Raw genomic sequence first — 26,019 nt, 5'->3', positions numbered from 1 at the left:
TTGCAGCGTCGTTGCAACGGTTGCCGAATCCGCGATCCGCCCGGCATGCTGCTGGGGCCAGTCCCGCCGACGCCGCCGGAGTGCTGAATGGACGCCGAAACCGTGAACACCGCCCCCACGGCGCTGCACCTGGCGTCGGATCCGATGGCGCAGTTCGAAGTGCTGCAACAGGTTCGCGAAGCAACCCTGAGTGGTTCCCGCGCGCCCGTGTCACCCCGTCCGGTGATTCACGAATCCTGGCAGCGGTCACTCGCCGCGCACATCGATCCGGACGACTTCCGGCCGCCGATCGTCTACGCACCCGACGAGGTGGCCGACGTCCGCGACGCCCACCCGTTGCACGCCGTTCTGCCGACCCTGCGCGAACTGCTGGGCAGCATCGCCGACGAGTCCCGCCACGTCATGATCGTCACCGACGCCGACGGCACGATCCTGTGGCGCGAGGGCCCGGCGAGCCTGTGCAGCCAGGCGGACCCGGTCGGGCTGTGCGAGGGGACCGGCTGGTCGGAACGGGCGATCGGCACCAACGCGATGGGCACCGCGCTCGCGCTGGACGCCCCGGTGCAGATCTACTCGGCCGAGCACCTGGTGCGGACCTACCACGGCTGGACCTGCGCGGCGGCCCCGATCCACGACCCGGACACCGGCGACCTGCTCGGCGCGATCGACGTCAGCGGCCTGCTCGACACGCTGCACCCGGCGACGATTTCGCTGGTCAACGCCACCGCGCAGCTCGCGGAGAGCCACCTGCGGCGGCGGATGGAGTGGCTGGACGGCCAGCTGCTGACGAAAAACATGCCGCACCTCGCGCGGCTGCGTGGCGAGCCGGGCGCGCTGCTCACCCCGACCGGGCGGGTGATCGCCGCCGACCGGCTCGGGCGCCTGCCGAAGCGGGTCGCGGTGGACGCCGACCGGGTGCTGCTCGACGACGGCCGGGAGGCGCACGTCGAGCCGCTGCCGGAGGGCTACCTGCTGCGGGTCCGGTCGACGACGGCCACGCGGCGGCCGACGCTGGAGCTGTCCTTCCTGGGTGACAACCCGGCCGCCGTGATCAACGGCCGCGAGCTGCCGCTCACCCTGCGGCGCGCGGAGATCCTGGCCCTGCTCGCGCTGCACCCGTCCGGGCTGACCGCCGAGCAGCTGGCGTTCCAGCTCTACGGCGACGACGGCAACCCGACGACCGTGCGGGCGGAGATCCACCGGCTGCGCGGCCAGCTCGGCGGCGACGCGATGCGGGCCAAGCCGTACCAGCTGCGCGCCGAGGTCGACGCCGATTTCCTGCGCGTGCGCGCGGCGTTGAACAGCGGTGACGTGGCGGCGGCGGTGGCGGCCTGCCCGGCGCCGCTGCTGAACCGGTCGGACGCGCCGGCCATCCGCGCCGAGCGGGAGCAGCTGGTGGCCGCCGTGCGCGCCGCGGTGCTCGGGCACCCCGGCCCGGACGTGCTGTGGGCGTTCGCGCAGAGCGAGACCGGCCGGGACGACGTCGAGGTGTTCGAGCACCTGACCCGGCGGCTTCCGGCGGCCGACCCCAGGCGGGCCGTCGCGACGGCCCGCCTGGAGTGGCTCCTCGGCGAGGACTAGCTCACGAACTTCTCCTCGGCCACCTGCCGCGCGTGCAGCACGTCGCCGATGAAGAAGTCGTACAGCACGGCCCCGACAACGGCGCCGACCAGCGGGCCGGCGATCGGCACCCACAGGTAGCCGGTCATCGCGGTGTCGCCCCAGCCGGCGAAGAACGCGAACAGCCGCGGCCCGAAGTCGCGCGCCGGGTTGATCGCATACCCGGCGTTCGCGCCGTAGGACAGCCCGATCGCGGCCACCGTGAACCCGATCAGCAGCGGGCCCATCTTGGGGGAGATTGCCTTGTTGCGCGCGTCGATCAGGGCGAGCACCACGACCAGCAGCACGGCGGTGCCCACGACCTGGTCGAGCAGCGGACCGAACCAGTTCGAGAAGTAGGGCGCCGGGACGGTCGCGAAGATCGAGAACGTGGCTTCGCTCTTCGGCGTCCCGGCCGCGGCGTCGAACGCGCTGATCGCCGGGTGGTAAACGGCGTACACGAGCGCGGCGCCGGTGAACGCGCCGGCCAGCTGCGCGCCGCAGTAGCCGGGCACCTTGCGCCACGGGAACCGGCGGCGCACGGCCATCGCGAGCGTCACCGCCGGGTTGAGGTGCGCGCCGCTGACCCCGCCCGCGACGTACACCGCGAAGGCCACGGCGAACGCCCAGCCCCACACGATGAGCAGCCAGTCGCCGGTGCCCTGGAAGATCGTGGTGGCCCCGGCGGTGCGGCCGGAGCCGGGCAGGCCGGCCACGGCCATCGCGACGCACGCGTCGCCGAGCCCGATGAGCAGGAACGTGCCGAAGAACTCGGCGAGCAGATCGCCGCGGCCACCGGTCAGCCGGTTCAGGGCGGAGGGTCGGCGCAGGGGTGCCACATCGGTCACTGGGTCCTCCTTGACGCAGTCGGGTGCCGCACACGATGCGAAGACGCGGGTTGCACCGACGTTGCGCCGCTGCCCCAGCCGCCGTGGCTCGGCGCGGTCGCCGAGGGGGTTTGGGAACGCGCCGGGGGCGGCGAACGCGTCGCCGGGGCGGCGGACTCGTCGCTGGGAGTGGCCGACGCGCCGCTGCGAGGGGGCCGACGCGTCGCCGGGACCGGGGACGAGTGGGAGCACGCCGCGCGAGGCGGCCAACACGCCAGCGGGAGGGGCGAACGCGGCGCCGGGAGGGGCCAGCTCGCCGCCGGGAGCGGCAACTCGCCGCGCGGGAGGTGCCGACTCGCTGCCCGGAATCGCCACACGGCACCCGGGGCGGCGAACTCGGTGCCGGGACCGGGTCGATTCGCCGAGACGAGTGGGGAGCACGCCGCGCGGGTGGCCAACGCGTCTCCTGGGGTTGGTCCCTCCGCTGACGTGCAACGTTGATGCAACGTGACGCCGCTTACGGTCCGGCCCGTGACTACTCCGAGCCAGGTGGACCTCGACCCGGGCCGGGACTACCCGCTCGCGGCGCGGCGCCCCGAACTGCTGAAGACCCCGACCGGAAAACGCCTCGACGAGCTCACCATGGCGGCCGTGCTGGCCGGTGAGGTCGCGCCGGAGGACCTGCGCATCGCGCCGGAGACCCTGCGCCTGCAGGCCCAGATCGCCGAGCGCGTCGGCCGCCCGCAGCTCGCGCAGAACTTCCGCCGCGCGGCGGAGCTGACCGCGCTGCCCGACGAGCTGGTGCTGTCGATCTACAACTCGCTCCGGCCGCGCGCCTCCACCAAGGAACAGCTGGCCGCGATCGCCGACGAGCTGGAAACCACCTACTCGGCGACGCTGTGCGCGCAGCTCGTCCGCGAAGCCGCCGACGTGTACGAACGCCGCGACATCCTGGCACGGGAGGACGGCCGATGACGGGCGCACGGCGGTCCAAGCGGACCGAGGCACTGGAGCAGCGGCCGGTCAACCTCGACGGGTTCGTCGAGGAGTGGCCCGAGGTCGGCATGGTCGCGATGGACAGCCCGTACGACCCGGAGCCCGGCGTCCGCGTCGAGAACGGCGTGATCGTCGAGATGGACGGCAAGCCGCGGGCCGAGTTCGACTTCCTCGACCAGTTCATCGCCGACCACGCGATCGACGCCGAGGTCACTGAGCAGGCGATGGCCGTGCCCGCGGTGGAGATCGCGCACCTGCTGGTCGACCCGCGCGCCACCCGGCAGGACGTGCTCGCGCTGACCCGCGGGCTCACCCCGGCGAAGCTGCTCGAGGTCGTCAAGACCATGAACGTGGTCGAGATGATGATGGCGCTGCAGAAGATGCGCGCCCGCCGCACCCCGGCGAACCAAGCCCACGCGACTAGCGCGCGGGACAACCCGGTGCAGGTCGCGGCCGACGCCGCCGAGGCTTCGCTGCGCGGGTTCCGCGAGCTGGAGACCACGCTCGGCGTCGTCCGGTACGCGCCGCTCGTGGCGATCGCGCTGCAGGTCGGCGCCCAGGCCGGGACGCCCGGCGTGCTGACCCAGTGCGCGCTCGAAGAGGCCACCGAGCTGGAGCTGGGCATGCGCGGGATCACCGCCTACGCCGAGACGATCTCGGTGTACGGCACCGAACCGGTGTTCTGCGACGGCGACGACACCCCGTGGTCCAAGGCGTTCCTCGCCTCGGCCTACGCCTCGCGCGGCATCAAGATGCGGTTCACCTCGGGCACCGGGTCGGAGGTGCAGATGGGCAACGCCGAGGGCAAGTCCATGCTGTACCTGGAGATCCGCTGCATCCTGGTGACCAAGGGCGCCGGGGTGCAGGGCCTGCAGAACGGGTCGATCAGCTGCATCGGCGTGCCCGGCGCGGTGCCGGCCGGGATCCGCGCGGTGCTCGCGGAGAACCTGATCGCGAGCATGGTCGACCTGGAGTGCGCCTCCGGCAACGACCAGTCGTTCTCGCACTCGGACATGCGCCGGGTCGCCCGGCTGCTGCCGCAGCTGCTGCCCGGCACCGACTTCGTCTGCTCGGGCTACTCCTCGACCCCCAACTACGACAACATGTTCGCCGGATCCAATGTGGACGCCGAGGACTACGACGACTGGAACGTGCTGCAGCGCGACCTCCAGGTCGATGGCGGCCTGCGGCACGTGCCCGAGGCGGAGATCCTGGCCGCCCGCAACCGGGCCGCGCGTGCCCTGCAGGGCGTGTTCGCGCAGCTGGACCTGCCGCCGATCACCGACAAGGAGGTCGAGGCGGTCACCTACGCGCACGGCAGCAAGGACCTGCCGCTGCGGGACGTGCTGGAGGACCTCAAGGCGGCCCAGTCGGTGATGGACCGCGGCGTGACCGGCGTGGACATCGTCAAGGCCCTGGACGGCGCCGGGTTCACCGACATGGCCGAGTCGCTGCTGGCCGTGTTGCGGCAGCGGGTGTCCGGGGACCTGCTGCACACGTCGGCGATCCTGACGCCCGAGCTGGAGACGCTGTCCGCGATCAACGACGTCAACGACTACGCCGGCCCGGGCAGCGGTTACCGGCCCACCGGAGCGCGCTGGGAAGAGATGAAACGGCTCCGGCACGTGGTGAGCGCCCAGAACCCCGAGCAGGAAGTCGTCTGAGGAGGAGTGCCATGACGGACACCAGTGTGGGCAGCCGGCGCACGCTCACCCTCGACGAGCGCGGGCCGGCCGGGCCGGGCACGCGCAGTGACGAGGTGGTCATCGGGTTGTCGCCCGCCTTCGGGGACTTCTTCACCAAGACCATCGTGGACATCCCGCACGCCGAGGTGCTGCGCGAGCTGCTCGCCGGCATCGAGGAGCAGAGCGTGCACGCGCGGGTGATCCGGTTCCGCGGCGGCTCGGACCTCGCGGTGATCGCGCACGCGGCGGCGAAGCTGTCCGGATCGGGCATCGCGATCGGCCTGCTGTCCCGCGGCACCACGATGATCCACCAGAAGGACCTGGTGCGGCTGTCCAATCTGGAGCTGTTCCCGCAGGCGCCGCTGATGGACCTGGAAACCTTCCGCAAGGTCGGCCGCAACGCCGCCCGCTACGCCAAGGGCGAGTCGCCGGAACCGGTGCCCTCGCGCAACGACTTCATGGCCCGCCCGCGCTGGCAGGCCAAGGCCGCGCTGTTGCACATCAAGGAGACCGAGTTCGTGGTGCCCGGCGCCGGACCCGTCGAGCTGGACGTGCGGATCCAGCTGGCCGACGCGGGCTGATCGCGATGACGCTCGTGGTTGGCGTCGACATCGGGAACTCGACCACGGAGGCCTGCGTCGCGGAGATCGCGCCGGGCGGGCACGTGACCTACCTGTCCGGCGCGCTGACGCCGACGTCCGGGGTGAAGGGCACGACCGACAACGTGCCCGGAGTGGTCGAGGTCGTGCGGCGGGCGTTGTCCTCCGCCGGGCGTGGGGTGCGTGAGCTGAGCGCGGTGCTGGTCAACGAGGCCACGCCGGTGATCAGCGGCCTGGCGATGGAGACGATCACCGAGACGATCGTGACCGAGTCGACGATGATCGGGCACAACCCGGACACTCCCGGCGGGGTGGGCCTGGGTGTCGGTGAGACCGTCGCGTTCGGATCGCTCGACGGGTGCGTGCCGGGCTCGAAGGTGATCTGCGTGGTCGGGTCCGGAGTGGACTTCGAGGACGCGGCCGCGGGCATCGACGCGGCCGTCGCGCGTGGGGTCGAGGTCACCGGCGCGATCGTGCACGCTGACGACGCGACGCTGATCGCGAACCGGTTGTCGCGGCCGATCCCGGTGGTCGACGAGGTCACGCTGGTGGAGAAGGTGCCGCTCGGGATGCCGGCCGCGGTCGAGGTCGCCGAGCCGGGTCGGACCATCCGGACCCTGTCCAATTCGTACGGGATCGCGACCGTCTTCGACCTGGACGCCGAGCAGACGCGGATGATCGCGCCGGTCGCGCGGGCGCTGGTCGGCAACCGGTCGGCGGTCGTGGTGCGGACGCCCAGCGGGGACGTGACGGGCCGCCGCATCCCGGCCGGCAGCCTGACGCTGATCGGTGAGCAGGTCAACCGGTCCGTGGCGATCGACGCCGGGGCCGCCGAGATCATGGCGACCCTGCGCCGGGTCCGGCCGCTCACCGACGCGACGGGCGAGCCCGGCACCCACGTCGGCGGGATGCTCGCGCGCGTCCGCGACACGATGTCCGAGCTGACCGGCACCGCGGTGGGGGCGGTGCGGATCCAGGACGTCCTGGCCGTGGACACGTTCGTGCCGCAGGAGGTCACCGGCGCGCTGGCCGGCGAGTTCGCGCTGGAGAACGCCGTCGCGCTCGCCGCGATGGTGCGCACCAGCCGGGGACCGATGCGGTTGCTGGCCGAGAAGCTGCGGGAGGCGCTGGGGGTAGAGGTGCTGATCGGCGGCGTCGAGGCCGACATGGCGGTGCTGGGCGCGCTGACCACACCGGGCACCGGGCGGCCGGTCGCGATCCTCGACCTCGGCGGCGGGTCCACCGACGCGGCCGTGGCCGGGGACGGCGTGGTGCGGTCGGTGCACCTGGCCGGGGCCGGGGACCTGGTGACGAAGCTGATCGACTCCGAGCTGGGCCTGGACAACCGCGAGCTGGCCGAGGACATCAAGAAGTACCCGCTGGCCAAGGCCGAGAGCTTCTTCCACGTGCGGATGGAGGACGGCACCGCGCGGTTCTTCGACGAGCCGTTGCCCGCGGAGGCGTTCGCGCGGGTGGTCGTGCTGTCCGAGTCCGGGATGCGGCCGGTGCCGACGCGGCACAACCTGGAGAAGATCCGGCAGGTGCGGCGCGCGGCGAAGCACAAGGTGTTCGTGGTGAACGCGGTGCGCGCGCTGGAGCAGGTGGCGCCGGGCGGGAACCTGCGGCAGATCGGGTTCGTCGTGGTGCTCGGCGGGTCCGCGCTGGACTTCGAGATTCCGGACATGATCGCCGAAGCGGTGGCGGGGATGGGAATCGTGTGCGGGACGGGCAATGTGCGCGGCAGCGAGGGGCCGCGCAACGCGGTGGCCACCGGGCTGGTCGCGAGCCACGCGCTGGCCGTGTCGCTGGAGACGGCGGGCTGATGCGCGGTCCTGCGGTGGTGGTGCGGTGCCGGGACGCTTCGTCGCCCTGGTTGCGGGAGATCCGCGCCGGGATGGAGGAGGAGGGGGTGCCGCTGGTGGTGGAGGAAGTGTCCGCGGGGGACGCGCTCGTCCTGGCGTACGCGGCTGCTTGCCAGTCCACTTTGGATGTGGGGATCGGGGTGGCGGACGAGGTGTGCGTCCACCACGCCAAGCGCCCGGCCGGTTCGCCCGCGCTGACCGGGCCGCTGTCGCGCGCGCGGGTGCTCGGGCACAACGCGGCCCGCATGGTCGTCGGAATTCCGCTCAAGTGAAGGAGGAAACGTGGCACCACGTCTCGCACTGGCCGATGCCCAGCCGGTTCTCGAGGCCGCGCTGGCGAAGGCCGAGGAGATCGGGCAGCCGATGAACGTGGCCGTCGTCGACGACGGCGGGCACCTGATCGCGTTCGCCCGGCAGGACGGCGCGATCCTGGGCAGCATCGACATCGCGATCCGCAAGGCGCGGACGGCGGCGCTGCTGAAGATGACGACGGCCCAGCTGGGGGAGGCCGCCGCGCCGGGCGCGCCGCTGTCCGGGATCGAGGTGACCAACGGCGGGTTGGTGATCTTCGGTGGTGGGATTCCGCTGGTGCGGGGCCGGGAGGTGGTCGGGGCCATCGGGGTCAGCGCGGGCTCGGTCGAGCAGGACACCGAGGTGGCGGAGGCGGGCGTGGCGGCCTTGCCGAAGCGGGGGCGCCGCTGACAGAGTCGGGCCATGACGGTGGCCCGGGAGATCCGCTCGGTCGAGGACGTGCTGCGCCTGCTGGACGGGATGGTGGCACCGGGGATTTCCACCGGCGGGTGGGACGGGTTCTATGCGGACCGGGACGTGCCGTTCTCGGTGGACAAACCGGACGAGAACCTGGTCTCGTGGGTCTCGCAGGGGCTGATTTCGCCGGGGCGAGCGCTGGACGTCGGCTGCGGGCCGGGGCGGAACGCGCGGTGGCTGGCTGAGCAGGGCTTCGAGGTGGACGCGGTCGACATGTCGTCCACAGCGATCGCGTGGGCACGCGAGCGCACGCCGGCCGGCGCGTCGGTGACGTTCCACTGCGGGAACGTGTTCGAGACGCCGTTGCGGGGTGGCTACGACCTGGTCTACGACTCCGGGTGCTTCCACCACCTGGCGCCGCACCGGCGGCTGAGCTATGTCGCGCTGCTGCGGCGCGCGCTGGTGCCGGGAGGCCACTTCGGCTTGGTCGCCTTCGGTGACGGCGGGTCCGCGATGTCCGATTCCGAGGTGTACGCGCAGGGCAGCCTCGGCGGCGGTCTGGCCTACTCGGCGGTGGAGCTGCGTGACATCTTCGCGGAGTTCGACGTGGTGGAGCAGCGGGTCATGGCGGAGCAGCCGGAGGACTCGGCGCTGTTCGGGAAGTCCTTCCTGCGCACCGCGCTGTTTCGCGCGCGGGCGAGCCGAGCGCGGGATGCCCGCGCCACGGTGCTGCGCGGGCTGCTGAGGGCGTACGACCACCGCCGCGAGCTGCTGGACGCGCTCTGGGCGTCCGCGGACCTGGAGTCGGCGCAGGCGGCGGTGGAACGGGTGCTCGACGTCAGCGAACCGCAGGCACGCGCAGTGCTGGACCTGCAGTTGCGCCGACTGACGCCGTGGCAGCGGGAGCTGCTCCGTGAGGAGCTGGATCAGCTGGACGGATAGGGCCACCTACTCCGGCCGCGTGCCCAGCAGGTGGTGCGCCTCCAACGCGATCTGCATCTTCAGCCGCTCCTCCGGGTCGCCCAGCCGGTCGCCGAACAGCTCCGTCAGCTGCGCCACCCGGTACCGCACCGTCTGCGGGTGGATGTCCAGCAGCCGCGCGATTTCCAGTGTGCTTCCGTTGCACTTGAGCCACGCCAGCAGCGTCTCGGCCAGCCGCAGTCGCTGCTTCGGCGTCAGCGAGCCGAACGGGGCCAGCACCCGGGCTGACAGCTCATCCACCAGGAACCGGTCCTGCAGCAGCCACAACGTCGTCAGGTGGTCCGCGCTGTGCACCACCGGCGCGGCCGGGATGACCCCCGCCCGCACCAGTTCCAGCGTCCGCCGCGCCCAGTGCAGCGACGTCGCGGCGTCCGAAACCCGCACCCGCGGGCCCACCGCCGCCCGCCAGTGGGGCATCTCCGCCAGGTCACGCGCCGGGTCGGGCGTGAGCAGGCACGGCGAAGCGCCTTCCAGGTCCAGCAACACGTCCTCGCCGACAGCGGGCGCGAACTGCTCCTCCGCCAACGGTTCCAGCGCCACCACCGTGACCCACTCGGGCACCTCCCACTGCGCGGCCTTCGCCATCGACGCCACCGCCGCGGGGGACGACGGCGGCGTGGCGAGGATCAGCTCCAGCAGCCGTCGCCGCCGCCGTTCCAGCGTGCCCGTCGCGCGCGCCTGGGCCAGCGTGTACCCCTCCACGGAGTACGACGAAATCTCGTCCACGTAGGCGAAGATCGCCTCCGCGCTCACGCACAGCATCGGCACCGGCAGCCGCATCGACTGGCCGAAGCTCGACACGTACCGCCACGCCGCCTGACCACCGGCGCGGTAGGCCGCCTGCAACGAGTTCAGGCTCCCACCGTCGTGGTAGACGCGCCTGCCGACCTCGTGGAACAGCTTGCCCCAGCGGTCCGGTGTGGACCGCGTGTCCTCGATGCTGTCCAGGCAGCTCAGCACGGCCTGCTCGATCGCGCGCACGATCACCTCGCCGAACTGCCCCTCCAGCGGCTTGGCGTACTCGGGCACCGCGTGCTGGATCTCGTCGAGGATCTTCGTCGCCAGCCGGTCCGCGTGCGGACGGAACCGCCGGGCCAGCTCGGCGGGCAGCGAGAACCACAGTCGGCTTGCCTGACTGTTTCCGGCCGTCGTCGCCATGCCCGGAATCAACGCACATCCGCCCAGGCCGCGCAACGCTCGCCGCCGAGACTGTCACGGCTGGACGCACCCGCCGCGGAAAATGTGTCACCGGCAAGCGAAAAACCTCGTCACCCCTGTTCCCGGGCGGACCCCGCGGTTAGGTTGGCGCTCCGGCCAGGTTGGGAGGAGGTGGATGGCAGGACTCGCTTCGCGGTGCTTCCGGCACGCGCCCTGGGTGATCGTCCTGTGGCTGCTCGCCCTCGCCGGTCTTGTGCTCGCCGCGCAGCACACCGGCGCCGCGTACCGGGACACGGTCGCGCTGCCCGCCGCGGACAGCACCAGAGCCGCGGAGCTGCTGCCCACGGGTGACACCGAACGCGTCGTCGTCACCACGCCCGGCACGATCGACGCGGCCAGGGACCAGGTGGACACGCTGATCCGCCGGCTGTCCACTGTGGACCACGTCGTCCAGGTCGCGCCGCCACTCGTGTCGGGCGACCGGCGGACCGCGGTCATCACCGTCACCTTCGACGCGCCCGCCGAACAACTCGGGCCCGAGCTGGCCCGCCAACTCGTCGAAACCGCACAAACGGACAACCTCACCGTCGGCGTCTCGGGCCAGCTCGCCGCGATGACCGTCGGCGCACCCAACCTCGGCAACGCCGGTATCGGCCTGCTCGCGGCGGCGGTTGTCCTGCTGATCACGTTCGGTTCGCTCACGTGCGTGGTGCTGCCGGTGGTGACCGCCGCGGTGTCGGTCGGCTCCGCGCTGGCCGTGGTCGTGTTGCTGTCGCACGTGCTGACCGTGCCGAAGATCAGCACGGAGATCGCCGCGCTGCTCGGGCTCGGCGTGGGCGTCGACTACGCGCTGTTCGTGCTCACCCGCTACCGGCAGGGCCTGCGTGAAGGACTGCCACCGGCGGAAGCGCTGGAACGCGCCGCGGCCACCTCGGGTCGCAGCGTGGTCTTCGCCGGGGTCACGGTCTGCGTCTCGCTGGCCGGCATGTTCACCGTCGGCATGGCGTTCCTCGACGGTATCGCGATCACTTCGGCCGTCTCGGTCGCCCTCACGATGCTGGCGGCGCTCACGCTGCTCCCGGCACTGCTGCGGCTCACCGGCATGCGCACGCTGCCCAGGCATTCCGCGCCGGGCCGCGGCTGGGCCGGGCTGGCCCGCTCGGTCACGCGGCGGCCCGCGCCGTACGCCGTCGCCGCGGTGCTGGTCATCGCGGTGCTGGCGGCGCCCGCGCTGGGGCTGCGGCTGGGCATGCCCGGCGCCGCGCACGATCCACCAGGCAGCCCGACGAAGATCGCCGACACGCTGCTCACCGAGGCGTTCGGCCCGGGCGCGAACGGCCAGCTCGTCCTCGTCCCCGAGCGGCCCGATCCGGCGGCCGCCGAAGCACTCCGCGAGATCGTCGCCACCAGGGCGGGCGTCGCGCCGGGACCCGTCCTCACCGTCACACCCCGCACCGGACCGGACGATCCGGCGACGGCCGAGCTGGTGGGGTGGCTGCGCGAGGTCGCCGGCCCGGGCTGGCACGTCGGCGGCGCGGTCGCCGTGCAGGCCGACTTCTCGGCCGCCGTGACCAGCCGGTTGCCGCTCTTCCTGGCCGCCGTCGTGGCGATTTCGGTGCTGGTACTGGCTCTGGTGTTCCGCAGCGTGCTGATCCCGCTGACGGCGGCGGTGATGAACCTGCTCACCGCGGGCGCGACGATCGGGGTGGTGGTCGCGATGTTCGGCGGTCCGATCGAGCCGTACCTGCCGGTGTTCCTGTTCGCCGGCCTGTTCGGACTGTCGATGGACTACGAGGTCTTCCTGATCTCCCGCATCCAGGAGGAGTGGCGCCGCACCGGGCACACGCGGGCCGCGATCGTCGAGGGACTCGTCTCGACCGGACGGACGATCACCGCGGCCGCGCTGATCATGGCGCTGGTGTTCGCGGCGTTCGCGTTCGTGGACAGCCGGGTGGTGCGTGAGGCCGGCGTCGGGCTCACCGTCGCGGTGCTGCTGGACGCGATCGTGATCCGCTGCCTGCTCGTGCCCGCCGTCATGGTCAAGCTGGGCGCGGCGAACTGGTGGCCCTCGCGCCGGTGTGAGCATCCCGCCGCGCCGATTCCTGCCGCACGTGACAAAGCCGGGCGGATCCGTTGAGCGGCAAGGCTTTGATCGTTAGCGTCGGCCGCATGAAACACCGCGTGACCGCCGTCGTTCTCGCGTTGCTGGGGGCCGTGCTCCCCGGAGTGCCCGCCGCGGCCGAGGGGTTCGACACCGAGTTCCTCGACATCCACGCGGCCGACGGGGTCGCGCTCGGTGCGATGGTGATGGAGCCGTCGTCACCGGGACCGCACCCGCTGGCCGTCCTCATCGGAGCGTGGGGTGGTGGCCGGACGCAGAACATCATCCCGGCACGCGACCTCGCGAACCGCGGTTACGTGGTGGTTTCGTACGGCGCCAGGGGTTTCGGCGAATCCACCGGTGAGGTCGAGGTGGCCGGTCGGGACGACATCAGCGACGTCACGACCGTCATCGACTGGGCGCTGCGCAACACCGGCGCCGATCCCTCGCGCATCGGTGTGGGCGGGGTGTCCTACGGCGCCGGGATCGCGTTGATCGCCTCCGGCTTCGACCCCCGGATCCGCGCGGTGGCCTCGCTGAGCGGATGGGCGGACCTGGTCGCGTCGCTGAGCACGAACGACACCCGGCACGGGCTCGCCGGACTGGTGCTCTACCTGTCCGGCAAGGCCAACGGCACGCTCAGCGCGGAAACCGACGTCATGCTGCGGACCTACCTGCAACCGCGGATCTCCGACGCCGACTCCGCCGCGGTGATCGAGTGGGCCCGGCCCCGCTCGCCCGCGACGTACCTGGACCGGATCAACGCGAACCGCCCTGCGGTGCTGGCCATCCAGACCTGGAGCGAGACCGTGTTCCCGCCGGGCCAGATGGCCGCCTTCTACCAGCGCCTGACCGGGCCGAAGCGCGCCGAGTTCCTGCCCGGCGACCACGCCGCCACCGAATCCGGCGGACTGCTCGGCCTGCCCAGCGACACCTGGACCTCGGTCTACCGCTGGTTCGACGCCCACGTGGCCGGCACGGACACCTCGATCACCACCGAACCACCGGTCGTCACCCGCGCCCGGCCCGGCATGCAGCCACCGGTGTACCGGTCCACTTGGGACGAGGTGCTCGGCGAGCCGCACCGGACGTATCTGGGCGCGGACACCCTGCAGGACCAGCCGGCCGCGTGGACCCACGGCGTCGCGGCCAACCGGGACACGGTCGCCGACGGCGGGCTGCCGCTGGCGGCCTACAGCCTGGAGGCGCTGACCGGCAACCCGCCGAACATCTTCCTGCCCCAGGTCGATCCGGACAGCGGCGCGGTGTGGAGCCAGGCGCCCACCGGTCGGCCGGTGGAAATCCGCGGCTCGATGCACGCGCACCTCACGGTGGTCCCGCCCGCGGCGACCGGCACCGCGGTCGCCTACGTCTACGACGTCGACCGGCTCGGCCTGGGCAGCCTGATCAGCTACCTGCCCTACAGCTGGAAAACCGCGACGCCGGGGCAGCCGCTGCCGGTCGACTTCGTGTTCACCCCCACCGCCTACACCGTCGCCGCGGGACACCACCTCGCGCTCGTCATCGACTCCACGGACCCGTTGTTCCTGGACTGGAACTCCGGCGGCGGACGGCTCGGATTCGCCTCCACCGCCGCCGACCCGGCCTGGCTCGACGTACCCGTGCACCCCGGGAGGACGCTGTGACCACCACCATCCGCGAGGAGTTCACCGCGTTGCGCGCGGGCGGCCTCAACTGGGACGTCCTGCCGCTGCGCCTGTTCGCCAAGGGCAACGCGAAGTTCTGGAACCCCGCCGACATCGACTTCGGCCAGGACGCGCGGGACTGGGCGGCGCTGTCGGACGCGCAGCGGTTCGCCGCGACCATGCTGTGCGCGCAGTTCGCCGGTGGCGAGGAGGCCGTCACGCACGACATCCAGCCGTTCCTGTCCGCGATGGCCGCCGAGGGCCGGTTCGCCGACGAGATGTACCTGACCCAGTTCTGCTTCGAGGAGGCCAAGCACACGCAGGTCTTCCGGCTGTGGCTGGACGCCGTCGGCGTCACCGGCAACCTGCACGAGCACGTCGAGGACAACCCCGGCTACCGGGCCATCTTCTACGACGCGTTGCCCGCCGCCCTGGAGCGGCTGCGCCACGACCCCAGCCCGGCCAACCAGGTCCGTGCCTCGGTGGTCTACAACCACGTCGTCGAGGGCGTGCTCGCGCTGACCGGCTATTTCGTGTGGAACCGGGCCTGCCGGGCGCACGGGATCCTGCCCGGGATGCAGGAGCTGATCCGCCGCATCGGCGACGACGAACGGCGCCACATGGCGTGGGGCACCTTCACCTGCCGCCGCCACGTCGCCGCCGACGACGCGAACTGGCAGGTCGTGCAGGACGAGATGCAGGCGCTGCTGCCGCACGCCATCGCGCAGATCGAGTGGACCACGAAGAAGCTCGACGGCGACCCGTTCGACCTGCGGCTGGACGGGGTGATGGAGTACGCCGCCGACCACGCGATGCGCCGCCTCAAGGCGATCGAGGCCGCGCGCGGCATGCCGGTGCACCAGATCGACCTCGACTACAGCCCGGAACAGCTGGAAGAGGATTTCCACGACGAAGACGCGGCGCGGTGAGCGGCCGTGAACCCGGGCCGCACGCTGCTGGTCGTCGCGCTCGGCGCGTTCGTGACGACCCTGGACAACACGATCGTCGCCGCCGGGGTGCCCTCGATCGGGCACGACCTCTCGCTGGACCTCGCGACGCTCCAGTGGGTCAGCATCGGGTACATGCTCCCGTTCGCCGGCCTGCTCCTGGTCGCCGGGACGCTGGTGGACCGGTGGGGGCAGCGGGGGACGCTGGGCGGCGGGCTCGTCGCGTTCGGGCTGGGTGCGGTCGCCGGCGGGTTCGCGACCACCGGTGCGCTGCTGATCGCCGCGCGCGTGGTGCAGGGCCTGGCCGCCGCGTTCCTGGTGCCCGCCCTGCTCAGCCTGCTGCGCACCAACCTGGACAGCAGGCAGCGGGCCATCGGCGCGACCCTGTGGACGGCGTGCCTGGCGGTGGCGCTGGCGCTCGGCCCGACGCTGGGCGGGCTGCTGTCCGAGTACCTGGGCTGGAGCTGGATCTTCTTCAGCAACCTGCCGTTCGTGCTGGTCATGCTCGTGCTGCTGCCTGCGACCGCGGGCACCGGCCGGGTGCGCGACGCGAAGCGCCCGGCGCTCGCGGCGATGGTGCTGGTGACGGCCGGGCTCGTGCTGGTCGCGTCCGCGCTCGTCGGCCTCGGCGACGACGCCCGGCTGTCCGAGGCGGCGCCGCTGCTCGGCGGGCTGGCCCTGATCGCGTGGTTCGCCGTCCGGGAACGCCGCGCGCGGGAGCCGCTCGTGCCGCGCGATCTGGTGCGGGAGCGGGTGTTCACCGGTGCGCTGGCCGTGCAACTGCTGTGGGGACTCGGGGTGTCCGGGATCTTCTTCTTCACGCCGTTGCTGCACCAGGACTCGCTGGGCCTGAGCCCGGTGGGGGCGGGGCTGCCGCTGGTGCTGGTCGCGGTCGCCATCATGGCGGTGACCCCGGCCGTGCCGTCGATCACGGCCCGGATCGGTCCACATCGGACCGTCTGCGCCGGGCTGCTGGTGGTGGCGCTGGGACTGCTCGCGGTGGCCGCGATCAACCACGTCCCCGAGGTGCCACCGCGGATTCCCGGTCTGCTCCTGATCGGTGCGGGCTCGGCGCTGACCACACCGTTGACCTCGTATTCCCTGGAAATCATCGAAGAACGGCACGCGGGCACGGCCTCGGGGCTGCTGACCGCGTCCCGGGAGCTGTCCAGCGCGATGGGAGTCGCGTTGATCGGCGCGGTGCTGACCGCCGTGCGTGCCGCCCGTCTCGGCGAAGGCGCGCTGGGCGGGCCCGCGCTCGCCACTGGTTACACGGCCGGGCTCGTCGTCGCGGCCGCCCTGGAAATCGCCGGCGCGGTGCTCGCCTTGTGGGTGTTCCGCGCCCCGGCGCGGAAAGTTCTTCCCGCCGTGACAACGGAGTCCGCCGGATCCTCGTCCCGCGGTGAGTAAGCCGGTCACCACCGATTGACACCCCATTCAGCCCGAAAATAACCTCCACCGCACGGATTTTTCGGGCACGGATTTCCCCGAGGGACTCGATGACAGAGAATTCTTCGTTCGCCACCATGCTCGGACACTGGTCCCGCGTGCAGGGTGACGAGATCGCCGTGACGTTCCTGGACTACCGCACCAGCGCCGACGGGCACGCGATCTCGCTGACCTGGCGCGAACTCGACGACCGCGTGAGCGCGGTGGCCGAGCACGCCCGCGGGCTGGCCGAACCGGGCGAACGCGCGGCCGTCCTGGTGAACCAGTCCGTCGACTACGTGGTGGCCTTCCTCGGCGCGATCCGGGCCGGCCTGGTCGCCGTCCCGTTGTTCGCCCCGTCGCTGCCCGGGCACGGGGACCGGCTCACCGCGGTGCTCGCCGACTGCTCGCCCACGTTGGTGCTGACCACCGACGACGAGCGCGACGACGTGAAGGGCCTGGTGACCGACCCGGAAATCGTCGTGGTGGACACCATCGAGGCTGGTCCCGGCACCCGGGCGTGGCCGGAACCCGACCCGGACGACCTGGCGTACCTGCAGTACACCTCGGGGTCCACGCGCAGCCCGGCCGGCGTGATGCTGACGCACCGCAACGTCGTGACCAACGCGCGGCAGGCGCTGCGGGCCTACGGCGGCGAGCGTGGCACCACGTCGACGGTGAGCTGGCTGCCGCTGTTCCACGACATGGGCCTGATCCTCGGCGTGGGCGCGCCGGTGGTCGGCGGCCTGACCTCGGTGCTGATGGATCCGCTGGCCTTCCTGGAGCGGCCGGAACGCTGGCTGCGTGCGCTGTCGGCCAGCCCGGGCGCGATCAGCGCCGCACCGAACTTCGCCTACGCCTACAGCGCGTCCCGGGTGTCCGAACGGGACAAGAGCTACCTGGAGCTGAGCCGGGTGGTGTCGCTGATCAACGGCAGCGAGCCGGTTCTGCCGTCCACGATCGCGAAGTTCCAGGACGCCTTCGCCGAGTGCGGGCTGCGGCCCGAGGTGCACCGCGCGTCCTACGGCCTGGCCGAGGCGACCGTGCTGGTGTCGGTGACCGACGCCGGGTCGCCGTCGCGGCAGGTCACGTTCGACCGGGACCGGCTGGCGGCCGGGACCGCGACGCCCGCGTCCGGCGGGGCCACCACCACGCTGGTGTCCTGCGGCCGCCCGGTCGGCCAGCGGATCCGGATCGTGGACGCGGGCGGCGTTCCGGTGCCGGACGGGACGGTGGGCGAGATCTGGGTCAGCGGCCCGAACATCGGCCAGGGCTACTGGAACCGGCCGGACGCGGCCTTCGGCCGTCAGGTGCCGGGCGAGTCCGGCGACTGGCTGGCGACCGGGGACCTCGGGGTGATCTTCGCGGGCGAGCTGTTCCTGACCGGCCGGATGAAGGACCTGATCATCGTCGACGGCCGCAACCACTACCCGCAGGACGTCGAGCAGACCGTCGAGGCGCATCCGGTGGTCCGGCCGCACTCGGCCGCCGCCTTCTCGGTGCCCGGGGCGGACGGTGAGGTCGCGGTGGTGGTGCTGGAGCGAGCGCGCCACGCCGAGGCGGACTTCGACGAGGTGGCGGCGTGGCTGCGGTCCGAGGTGTCCGCGGTGCACGGCCTGCGGCTGCGTGAGGTGGTGTTCACCGAACCCGGCGAGGTGCCCAGGACGTCGAGCGGCAAGATCAGCCGGGCCCTGACCCGGCAGCGGTACCTGGACGGTTCGCTCGACGCGCGGCGGCTGGCATGACCGACCTGCGTGCCTGGCTGGTGGACCGGGTGGCCACCACGCTCGGAATCCCCGCCGCCGAAGCCGACCCGGCGAAACCGCTGCACGAGACCGGGTTGTCCTCGCGTGACGCGATGACGTTGACCGGTGACCTTGGGCGCCTGCTCGGCCGGTCGCTGCCCGCGACCCTGGTCTGGGAACACCCGACGATCAACGACCTCGTCGCGGCACTGTCCGATGTGGAACGCGAGTCGATGGCGCGGTGGGTTCCGGAGCCGGGCGAGCCGATCGCGGTCGTCGGTCTCGGTTGCCGCCTGCCGGGCGGCATCTCGTCTCCGGAGGAGTTCTGGCGATTCCTCGAATCCGGCGACGACGCGATCGGCGAGGTGCCTGAAGGCCGCTGGGAATCCTTCGCGACCGCCGCCGAGCTGGCCGCGCTGCCGCGCCGGGGCGGGTTCCTCGACGACGCGCTGGGCTTCGACGCCGCCTTCTTCGGCATCACCCCGCGCGAGGCCGAGGCGATGGACCCGCAGCAACGGTTGCTGCTCGAAGTCGCGTGGGAGGCGCTGGAGCACGCGGGCATCCCGCCGTCGTCGCTGCGCGGCACGCGGACCGGCGTGTTCGTCGGGCTGTCGGCGAGCGAGTACGGCTACCTCACGATGACCGACGTGTCCGCGATCGACGCGTGGTCGGGCACCGGCGCCGCCGCGAGCATCGCCGCGAACCGGCTGTCCTACCTGCTCGACCTGCGTGGCCCGAGCCTCACGATCGACACCGCGTGCTCGTCGTCGCTGGTCGCCGTGCACCAGGCGGTGCAGAGCCTGCAACGCGGCGAGATCGGCGCCGCGCTGGTCGGCGGCGTGAACCTGCTGCTGTCGCCGGGGATCACGGCGAACTTCGCCGAGGCCGGGGTGCTCGCTGCGGACGGCCGGTGCAAGCCGTTCGACGCGGCCGCGGACGGGATCGCGCGCGGCGAGGGCTGCGGGGTCGTCGTGCTGAAGCCGCTGCGCGCGGCCCGCCGTGACGGCGACCGGGTGCTGGCGGTGATCCGCGGCAGCGCGGTCAACTCCGACGGCCGGTCGAACGGCATCGCCGCGCCCAACCCCGAGGCGCAGGCCGCACTGCTGCGCGACGCCTACGCGGTGGCTGGGCTGGACCCGTCCGTGGTGGACTACGTGGAGGCGCACGGCACCGGCACGCTGCTCGGCGACCCGATCGAAGCCGGGGCGCTCAAGCGCGTGCTGGGCCGGAACGCGGACCGGCCGCTGCTCCTCGGCTCGGTGAAGAGCAACCTGGGTCACCTGGAGGGCGCGGCCGGCATCACCGGCTTCATCAAGACCGTGCTCGCGTTGTCCCGCCGCCGGGTGCCGGCGAGCCTGCACTACCGGGAGCCGAACCCGCACATCGACTTCGACGGCCTGCGGGTCGTCACGGAGCCAACGGCGTGGCCGCGGTACTCCGGCGTGGCCAGGGCGGGTGTCTCGGCGTTCGGGTTCGGCGGCACCAACGCGCACGTCGTGCTGGAGGAATGGCCCGCCACCCCGAGGTTCGCGGACGTCGACGGCCCGCACGTCTTCGCCGTCTCCGATCGGTCCGCGGACGGGCTGCGGGACCGGGCCGCGGAGCTGGCGCGCTGGGTCGAGTCGTCGGACGTGCCGCTGAGCGCGGTGGCCTCGACGCTGGCCCACCACCGCGACCACCTGCCGGTGCGCGCCGCGGTCGTGGCCTCTTCGCGTGCGGAGCTGGCGGCCGCGCTGCGCGAGGTGGAGCCGGGGCAGGGCCGGCTCGACGGGGCCGTGTTCGTGTTCTCCGGTTACGGCTCGCAGTGGACCGGCATGGGGCGGCGGCTGCTGGACACCGAGCCCGCGTTCGCCGCCGAGGTGGACCGGCTCGACGCGGTGTTCCGCGCCGAGGCCGGGCTCTCGCTGCGGGACATGCTGACCGGGGAACCGCCGGACCTGGCGGCGACGCAGCTGGCGTTGTTCGGCATGCAGGTCGCTCTCGCCGGGCTGTGGCGCGCGCACGGCGTGACCCCGGCGGCGGTGCTCGGGCAGTCGATGGGCGAGGTGGCCGCCGCCGTGGTCGCCGGGGCGCTGGACGTCGCCGACGGTCTGCGCGTGATGACGACCCGGGCCCGGCTGCTCGGCGAGATCGACGCGGCCGGTGCGGGCGCGATGGCGGTGGTCGAGGCGACGGCCGCGGAGATCGCGGAATTTCCCGGGGTCGAGGTCGCGGTGTACGCGTCGGCGGCGCAGTGCACGGTCACCGGCGACGCCGACGCGGTCGCCGCACTGGTGTCGCATGTGGAGGGTCAGGGCCGGTTCGCGAAGCTGCTGCCGGTGAGCGGAGCCGGGCACTCGCCCGCGGTCGACGCGATCCTCGACCGGTTCCGCGCGGGGCTCACCGTAGATCCGGGCAGCCCGGAGGTTCCGTGCTACACCAGCGTCCTGGACGACCCCCGGGACAAGCCACTGTTCGATGTGGACTACTGGGCGGCGAACCTGCGCCGGCCGGTGCGGTTCGCGCAGGCCCTGGCCGCGGCGGTCGAGGACGGGCACGGCACGTTCGTCGAGATCGCGCCGCATCCGGTCGCCCTCGCGGCGGTCGAGCAGGCCGGGGCGACCGGGTTGCCGACCGCGAGCCGCAAGACCGACGAGCGGATCGCGTTCCTGACCAGCCTGGCCCGCCTGCACGTCCTCGGTCACCCCTCCGTGCTGACGGCTCGCGAGCCGGCACAACCGGTCGCCGACCTGCCCGGCACGGTGTGGCGGCACGAGCGGTTCTGGGCACGGCGCCCGGCGCGCACGGCGGGGCACCCGTTCCTGGGCACGCACGCCGAGGTGCCGGGCAGCAGCCAGCGCGTGTGGCGCGGCGAGATCGGCACCGGCCGGCACCCCTGGCTCGCCGACCACGCGGCGTTCGGCACGCCGATCTTCCCGGCGACCGGGTTCGTGGAGCTGGCGCTGGCCGCGGCCGGGCCGTGCGTCACCGACGTGGAGCTGCGTCAGATCCTGCCGCTGGGCGCGGAGCAGGAGGTCACGACCTCGCTGACCGATGGCGTGATCAGCGTGCACACCAAACCGGGCGGCTGGGTGTGCCACGCGACCGCCCGGGCAGGCGAGGCGGTGCCGCTGGAGCCGCTGGGGGCCGTCGACGGCGAGCCGGTCGACCTCTACGCCGCGCTGGACGCGATGGGTATGAGCTACGGCCCGGCGTTCCGGCTGCTCCGCGACGTCACCGCGGTGGCCGGGCGGGCGTCGGCGGCCGTCGGAATGCCGAAGCCCGCGGGGCACGTGCTGCACCCGGCGCTGGCCGACGCCTGCCTGCACGCGCTGGCCGCCGCGACCGGTCCGGCGCTGCGCGAGGCGGACGGGTTGTTCCTGCCGATGTCGATCGGCGCGGTCACGGTCGCGGGCGATCCGCGGTCGGGCGCGCGGGTGGACGCGGTCGTCGGCTCGCTGTCCGGCGACGACCTGCGCGGCACGGTCCAGCTCGTCGCCGCCGACGACACGGTGCTGGTGGAGTTCCGCGACGTGCACGCCCGCCGGTTCCGGCGGGCCGCGCTACCGGTGCCGTTGTCCGGCAAGCTGTTCGAGGCCACCTGGACGCGGACCGACCTGCCCGGCGCGGCCGAGGAGGACCGCACCTGGGTGCTGCTGCACCACGGTGAGCCGGGCCTGCGGTTCGGTGACGACCGCGTGGTCGTGGTCCCGCCCGGCAACCGCGAAGCGCTGCGTGCGGCGCTGGCGACCCGCCCGGACGGTGTGGTGTGGTTCGCCCGGGACGCGGACGGCCCGGCGCTCGTGCACGAGGTCACGCGAGTGGTCGCCGAGCTCGCCGAGACGCCCTCGCGGCTGTGGCTGGTGACCGGCTCGGCGGCCGCGGTCGATCCCGGTGAGGCGGGCCGTCCGGACCTGGCGTGCCTGCGCGCGCTGGTCCGCGTGCTCGCGTTCGAGCACCCCGAGCTGCACGCGAGCCTGGTCGACGTCGACCCGGAGTCGCTGGACCGGCTGCCGGACGAGCTGCGCGCGGACGGCCCGGACGACGAGATCGCGTGGCGCCGCGGCGTCCGGCACACCCGGGAGCTGACCCGGCCCCGGCTCGGCGCGGCCGAGCGGCCGGCAGTGCGCGACGGCGCCTATGTGATCACCGGTGGGCTGGGTGGGCTCGGCTTGGTCGCGGCGCGCTGGCTGGCGGAGCGGGGCGCGACCCGCATCGTCCTGTCTGGACGAGCCGCGCGCGAGGCCGACATCCCCGGCGCGGTCGTCGTGGCAGGGGACATCGCCGAACCCGGGGTCGCGGACCGGCTCGTCGAGGCCGCGACCAGCGGAGGCGTGCCGCTGCGCGGTGTCCTGCACGCGGCGGGCGTGCTCGCGGACGGCGCGGCGGTGTCGCTAACGCCCGAGCAGCTGACGACGGCGTGGCGGCCGAAGGCGACGGGCGCCTGGCGGCTGCACGAGGCCACGCTCGGCCACGACCTGGACTGGTGGCTGGTCTACTCGTCGGCGGCCGCGTTGTTCGGCTCACCCGGCCAGGCCGCGTACGCGACCGCCAACGCCTACGCCGACGCGCTGGTCACCTGGCGCCGCGCCCAGGGGCTCCCGGCCGCGACGATCAACTGGGGCGCGTGGGGCGAAGCCGGCGCCGCGGTCGGTGTGACCAACCCCGTGCTCGAACCGCTCGGCACCGCCGAGGCGCTGGAAGCGCTGGACGCCGTGCTGGCCCGCGACTGCGCGGCGACCGGCGTGGCCCGGCTCGACGCGGAGGCGGTGCTGGAGCTGTTCCCGCGCCTGGCCGACCGGCCGTTCTTCGACCTGCTCGTGCCCCGGCGCGTGACGACCCCGGCCTGGCCCGGCCTGGACGCGCTGGAACCGGCGACCGCGCACCCGGCCATCGCCGACCACCTCACGTCGCTGGTCGCCGGGCTGATGGGGTTCGCGCCCGAGCAGGTCGACCGGCACGTCCCGCTCACCCAGCTCGGCCTGGACTCGCTGCTCGCGATGCGCGCCCGCGGCGCGGTCGAGCGCGACTTCGGCCTCCCGCTGCCGGTGCCGATGCTGCTGCGTGGCGCGAGCCTCGCCGAACTGGCGGCGCACCTCGCGGAGCAGGCCGGGTTCGACGCCGGTCCGGCCCCGGTCACTGAAGTGGTCGTCGGGCCGCGTGATCCCGCCGAGCGGTGGGTGGCCCGACACTGGTACGACGTGCTCGGCCGGTTTTCCGGCGTGCACGAGGACTTCCCCGGCGATCCGGCGCGGCTGCGGGCGGCGATGTCGGCGGAACTCCCGGACCTGCCGGCGGAGCTGTTCGACCGGCCGACGATCGCCGCGATGGCCGACCTGCTGCGGGACCGGATCGAGGGGTCGGGGCCGGTGCGCTGCCTGCGTTCGGGCACCGGGACGCCGGTGTTCCTGTTCCACCCCGCGGGCGGTCCGTCGAGTGTCTACACGCGACTGGTGCGGGACCTGCCCGGCGAGTTCCCGGTCTACGGGTTCGAGCGGCTGGACGAGGTGGACACCGTCGAGGCCAAAGCGGCCCGGTACCTCGACATGATCCGGGAGATCCAGCCGCAGGGGCCCTACCGGCTCGGCGGGTGGTCGTTCGGCGGCTGCCTCGCCTACGAGTGCGCGCGTCAGCTGGGCAAGCCGGTGGAGCTGGTGTTCCTGATCGACACCATCCTCCCGCGGCCGGCCGAGGCGCCCGCCGAGGACCTGCTGCTGGACCGGTTCGACCGGTTCGCCACGCACATCGAGCAGACCTACGGCGTCGCGCTGGACATCCCGCGCGACGAACTGGCCCGGCTCGGCGAGGCCGAGCAGATCGGACTGGTCATGCGGCAGCTGGCGGAGAAGGTGCCCGGGCTGGGGGAGGGCGTGCTGCACCACCAGTACACGTCCTATGTGGACGCCCGGGTGGCCGAACGGTACTCGCCGGGCCGGTACGACGGGCCGGTGCTGCTGTTCCGCGCGCAGGAACCGCATCCGCTGACCACCGCGCTCGACCCGCGTTACCTGCGGGAGGACGAGTCGCTGGGCTGGGACGAGTTCTGCCCGGCCCTGGAGATCGTGCCGGTGCCCGGAGACCACGTCTCGATGATCGACCCGCCGCACGTGTCCGTTCTCGCGGCCGCGCTCGGCGACCGGACAACCCGGAAGTGAGGACCGCAGTGGACGTCCCGTTCGCTCCCACGACGGCCTACCGGATCGCCGATCTGGCCGGCCGCCGGGACGAAGCCGTGCGCATCGCGGAGAAGCGCGCGATCGACCGGCAGCACGCCAAGGGCAAGCTGACCGCCCGCGAGCGCATCGACCTGCTCGTCGACGACGGGTCCTTCGTGGAGCTGGACCAGTTCGCGCGGCATCGCTGCACCGAGTTCGGCATGGACGGCAACCGGCCCTACGGCGACGGCGTGGTGACCGGCCATGCCACTGTGGACGGACGCCCGGTCTGCCTGTTCTCGCAGGACTTCAGCGTGTTCGGCGGCAGCATGGGCGAGGTGTTCGGCGAGAAGGTCCTCAAGGTGATGGACCTGGCGATGTCGATCGGCTGCCCGGTCATCGGCATCAACGACTCCGGCGGCGCGCGCATCCAGGAGGGCGTGGTGTCGCTGGCCTACTACGCCGAGCTGGGGCGGCGCAACGCCCACGCGTCCGGGGTGATCCCGCAGATCTCGATGATCATGGGCCCGTGCGCGGGTGGCGCGGTGTACTCGCCGGCGATCACCGACTTCACCGTCATGGTCGAGGACACCTCGCACATGTTCGTGACCGGGCCGGACGTCGTGCACGCGGTGACCGGTGAGCGCGTCACCGCGCAGCAGCTCGGCGGCGCGACGGTCAACAGCGAGGTCTCCGGCAACGCGCACCACCGGGCGACCGACGAGCGCGACGCGATCGACTGGGTGCAGACGCTGCTCGGGTACCTGCCGCTCAACAACCTGGACGTGCCGCCGGAGTACGTGGACGAGACGTCCCGCGAGATCACCCCGGCCGATCTCGAGCTGGACCGGCTGATCCCGGACTCGCTCAACCAGGCCTACGACATGACCGAGGTGATCCGGCGGCTGGTCGACGACGGCGAGTTCACCGAAATCCACGGCGCGTTCGCGCCCAACATGATCTGCGCGTTCGGGCGGATCGAGGGGCGTTCGGTCGGAATCGTGGCGAACCAGCCGTTGTGGCAGGCCGGGGTGATCGACATCGACGCGTCCGAAAAGGCCGCCCGGTTCGTGCGGTTCTGCGACGCGTTCGGCATCCCGATCCTCACGCTGGCCGACGTGCCCGGGTACCTGCCCGGGACCGAGCAGGAGCGGCAGGGCATCATCCGGCGCGGCGCGAAGCTGATCTACGCCTACTCCGAGGCGACCGTGCCGAAGGTGACGGTGGTGACGCGCAAGGCCTACGGCGGCGGGTACGCGGTGATGGGGTCCAAGCACCTGGGCGCGGACGTCAACCTCGCCTGGCCGACCGCGGAGATCGCGGTGATGGGCGCCGAGGGCGCGGTCGGGGTGCTGCACCGGCACGAGCTGGCACGACTGTCCACTGAGGAGCGTGCCGTGGCTGTGCGGCGGCTGACCGAGGAGTACCGCAAGCACCACGCGAGCCCGTACCTGGCGGCCGAGCGCGGGTACGTGGACATGGTCGTGCCGCCGTCCCAGACCCGGCTGCAGGTGGCGCGCGCGTTGCGCACGCTGCGCACGAAACGGCAGACGCTGCCGGCGAAGAAGCACGGCAACATCCCGCTGTGAGAAACACCCGAGGA

At 72.8% G+C, this 26,019-nt stretch carries 17 protein-coding genes; 15 read left to right on the top strand and 2 right to left on the bottom strand.

All coding sequences use genetic code 11. From position 1 onward, the window contains the following. Positions 1–87 precede the first annotated feature (87 nt). Positions 88–1,581 (top strand): GAF domain-containing protein, encoded by a 1,494-nt coding sequence (locus L1857_RS32595; protein ID WP_094004645.1) that lies wholly within the window; start codon positions 88–90, stop codon positions 1,579–1,581. On the opposite strand, the gene L1857_RS32590 is transcribed toward L1857_RS32595, so the two are convergent. After that, on the bottom strand, positions 1,578–2,447 hold the full coding sequence (locus L1857_RS32590) for an MIP/aquaporin family protein (protein WP_116109469.1): 870 nt from the start codon (positions 2,445–2,447) through the stop codon (positions 1,578–1,580). The two genes, L1857_RS32595 and L1857_RS32590, sit on opposite strands and share 4 nt — an antisense overlap. A gap of 510 nt (positions 2,448–2,957) precedes the next feature. Here L1857_RS32590 and L1857_RS32585 point away from each other — a divergent pair. Genes L1857_RS32585 through L1857_RS32555 form a run of 7 tightly spaced genes read left to right on the top strand, consistent with a single transcriptional unit; the run spans position 2,958 to position 9,218 of the window. Further along, entirely contained in the window at positions 2,958–3,401 is a 444-nt protein-coding gene (locus L1857_RS32585; RefSeq protein ID WP_249467229.1) for a diol dehydratase small subunit, read from the top strand. Continuing rightward, positions 3,398–5,086: a propanediol/glycerol family dehydratase large subunit gene (locus L1857_RS32580; protein WP_094004648.1), complete on the top strand. Its 1,689-nt coding sequence runs from the start codon at positions 3,398–3,400 to the stop codon at positions 5,084–5,086. Before L1857_RS32585 ends, L1857_RS32580 begins: the two co-directional genes overlap by 4 nt. Before the next feature lie 11 nt (positions 5,087–5,097). Further along, the gene (locus tag L1857_RS32575) at positions 5,098–5,688 is read left to right on the top strand and encodes a propanediol/glycerol family dehydratase medium subunit (RefSeq protein WP_116109471.1); all 591 of its coding nucleotides are present in this window, start codon (positions 5,098–5,100) and stop codon (positions 5,686–5,688) included. Positions 5,689–5,693: 5 nt separating this feature from the next. Next, the gene (locus L1857_RS32570; RefSeq protein ID WP_116109472.1) at positions 5,694–7,529 is read left to right on the top strand and encodes a diol dehydratase reactivase subunit alpha; all 1,836 of its coding nucleotides are present in this window, start codon (positions 5,694–5,696) and stop codon (positions 7,527–7,529) included. Next, positions 7,529–7,840 (top strand): glycerol dehydratase reactivase beta/small subunit family protein, encoded by a 312-nt coding sequence (locus tag L1857_RS32565; protein ID WP_116109473.1) that lies wholly within the window; start codon positions 7,529–7,531, stop codon positions 7,838–7,840. Before L1857_RS32570 ends, L1857_RS32565 begins: the two co-directional genes overlap by 1 nt. Positions 7,841–7,850: 10 nt before the next feature. Then, complete coding sequence (locus L1857_RS32560) at positions 7,851–8,270, top strand: GlcG/HbpS family heme-binding protein (protein WP_094004652.1); 420 nt, start codon at positions 7,851–7,853, stop codon at positions 8,268–8,270. 12 nt (positions 8,271–8,282) lie between these two features. After that, complete coding sequence (locus L1857_RS32555; protein ID WP_198958175.1) at positions 8,283–9,218, top strand: class I SAM-dependent methyltransferase; 936 nt, start codon at positions 8,283–8,285, stop codon at positions 9,216–9,218. 6 nt (positions 9,219–9,224) lie between these two features. On the opposite strand, the gene L1857_RS32550 is transcribed toward L1857_RS32555, so the two are convergent. Further along, complete coding sequence (locus L1857_RS32550; RefSeq protein ID WP_116109474.1) at positions 9,225–10,415, bottom strand: PucR-like N-terminal domain-containing protein; 1,191 nt, start codon at positions 10,413–10,415, stop codon at positions 9,225–9,227. Positions 10,416–10,590: 175 nt separating this feature from the next. Between L1857_RS32550 and L1857_RS32545 the strand changes: the two genes are divergently transcribed. The 7 genes from L1857_RS32545 to L1857_RS32515 all read left to right on the top strand — a co-directional run bounded on the left by L1857_RS32545 (position 10,591) and on the right by L1857_RS32515 (position 26,005). Further along, on the top strand, positions 10,591–12,552 hold the full coding sequence (locus tag L1857_RS32545) for an MMPL family transporter (protein ID WP_249467227.1): 1,962 nt from the start codon (positions 10,591–10,593) through the stop codon (positions 12,550–12,552). Between the two features lie 32 nt (positions 12,553–12,584). After that, the gene (locus L1857_RS32540) at positions 12,585–14,162 is read left to right on the top strand and encodes a CocE/NonD family hydrolase (protein WP_116109476.1); all 1,578 of its coding nucleotides are present in this window, start codon (positions 12,585–12,587) and stop codon (positions 14,160–14,162) included. Next, positions 14,159–15,091, top strand: coding sequence for a R2-like ligand-binding oxidase (locus L1857_RS32535; protein ID WP_116109477.1), 933 nt, complete (start codon positions 14,159–14,161; stop codon positions 15,089–15,091). Before L1857_RS32540 ends, L1857_RS32535 begins: the two co-directional genes overlap by 4 nt. 6 nt (positions 15,092–15,097) lie before the next feature. Then, positions 15,098–16,519, top strand: coding sequence for an MFS transporter (locus L1857_RS32530; protein ID WP_249467223.1), 1,422 nt, complete (start codon positions 15,098–15,100; stop codon positions 16,517–16,519). Between the two features lie 89 nt (positions 16,520–16,608). Beyond that, positions 16,609–18,282, top strand: a complete 1,674-nt coding sequence (locus L1857_RS32525) for a fatty acyl-AMP ligase (protein ID WP_116109479.1) — start codon at positions 16,609–16,611, stop codon at positions 18,280–18,282. Continuing rightward, positions 18,279–24,416: a type I polyketide synthase gene (locus tag L1857_RS32520; protein WP_249467220.1), complete on the top strand. Its 6,138-nt coding sequence runs from the start codon at positions 18,279–18,281 to the stop codon at positions 24,414–24,416. The genes L1857_RS32525 and L1857_RS32520 overlap by 4 nt, the downstream gene beginning before the upstream one ends. After that, complete coding sequence (locus L1857_RS32515) at positions 24,413–26,005, top strand: acyl-CoA carboxylase subunit beta (RefSeq protein ID WP_249467218.1); 1,593 nt, start codon at positions 24,413–24,415, stop codon at positions 26,003–26,005. The genes L1857_RS32520 and L1857_RS32515 overlap by 4 nt, the downstream gene beginning before the upstream one ends. The last annotated feature ends 14 nt before the right edge of the window (positions 26,006–26,019 follow it).

The sequence above is a fragment of the Amycolatopsis thermalba genome (assembly GCF_023376025.1).
Lineage (GTDB): Bacteria > Actinomycetota > Actinomycetes > Mycobacteriales > Pseudonocardiaceae > Amycolatopsis_E > Amycolatopsis_E thermalba.
The sequence above is the reverse complement of the archived record's forward strand: the minus strand, read 5'-3'. Positions and strand labels throughout refer to the sequence as shown.

Excerpts from the sequence above, each read along its gene's own strand:
- L1857_RS32595 (WP_094004645.1), top strand. The coding sequence starts at position 88 with ATGGACGCCGAAACCGTGAACACCGCCCCCACGGCGCTGCACCTGGCG.
- L1857_RS32580 (WP_094004648.1), top strand. The coding sequence starts at position 3,398 with ATGACGGGCGCACGGCGGTCCAAGCGGACCGAGGCACTGGAGCAGCGG.
- L1857_RS32575 (WP_116109471.1), top strand. The coding sequence starts at position 5,098 with ATGACGGACACCAGTGTGGGCAGCCGGCGCACGCTCACCCTCGACGAG.
- L1857_RS32570 (WP_116109472.1), top strand. The coding sequence starts at position 5,694 with ATGACGCTCGTGGTTGGCGTCGACATCGGGAACTCGACCACGGAGGCC.
- L1857_RS32565 (WP_116109473.1), top strand. The coding sequence starts at position 7,529 with ATGCGCGGTCCTGCGGTGGTGGTGCGGTGCCGGGACGCTTCGTCGCCC.
- L1857_RS32555 (WP_198958175.1), top strand. The coding sequence starts at position 8,283 with ATGACGGTGGCCCGGGAGATCCGCTCGGTCGAGGACGTGCTGCGCCTG.
- L1857_RS32550 (WP_116109474.1), bottom strand. The coding sequence starts at position 10,415 with ATGGCGACGACGGCCGGAAACAGTCAGGCAAGCCGACTGTGGTTCTCG.
- L1857_RS32545 (WP_249467227.1), top strand. The coding sequence starts at position 10,591 with ATGGCAGGACTCGCTTCGCGGTGCTTCCGGCACGCGCCCTGGGTGATC.
- L1857_RS32540 (WP_116109476.1), top strand. The coding sequence starts at position 12,585 with ATGAAACACCGCGTGACCGCCGTCGTTCTCGCGTTGCTGGGGGCCGTG.
- L1857_RS32525 (WP_116109479.1), top strand. The coding sequence starts at position 16,609 with ATGACAGAGAATTCTTCGTTCGCCACCATGCTCGGACACTGGTCCCGC.
- L1857_RS32520 (WP_249467220.1), top strand. The coding sequence starts at position 18,279 with ATGACCGACCTGCGTGCCTGGCTGGTGGACCGGGTGGCCACCACGCTC.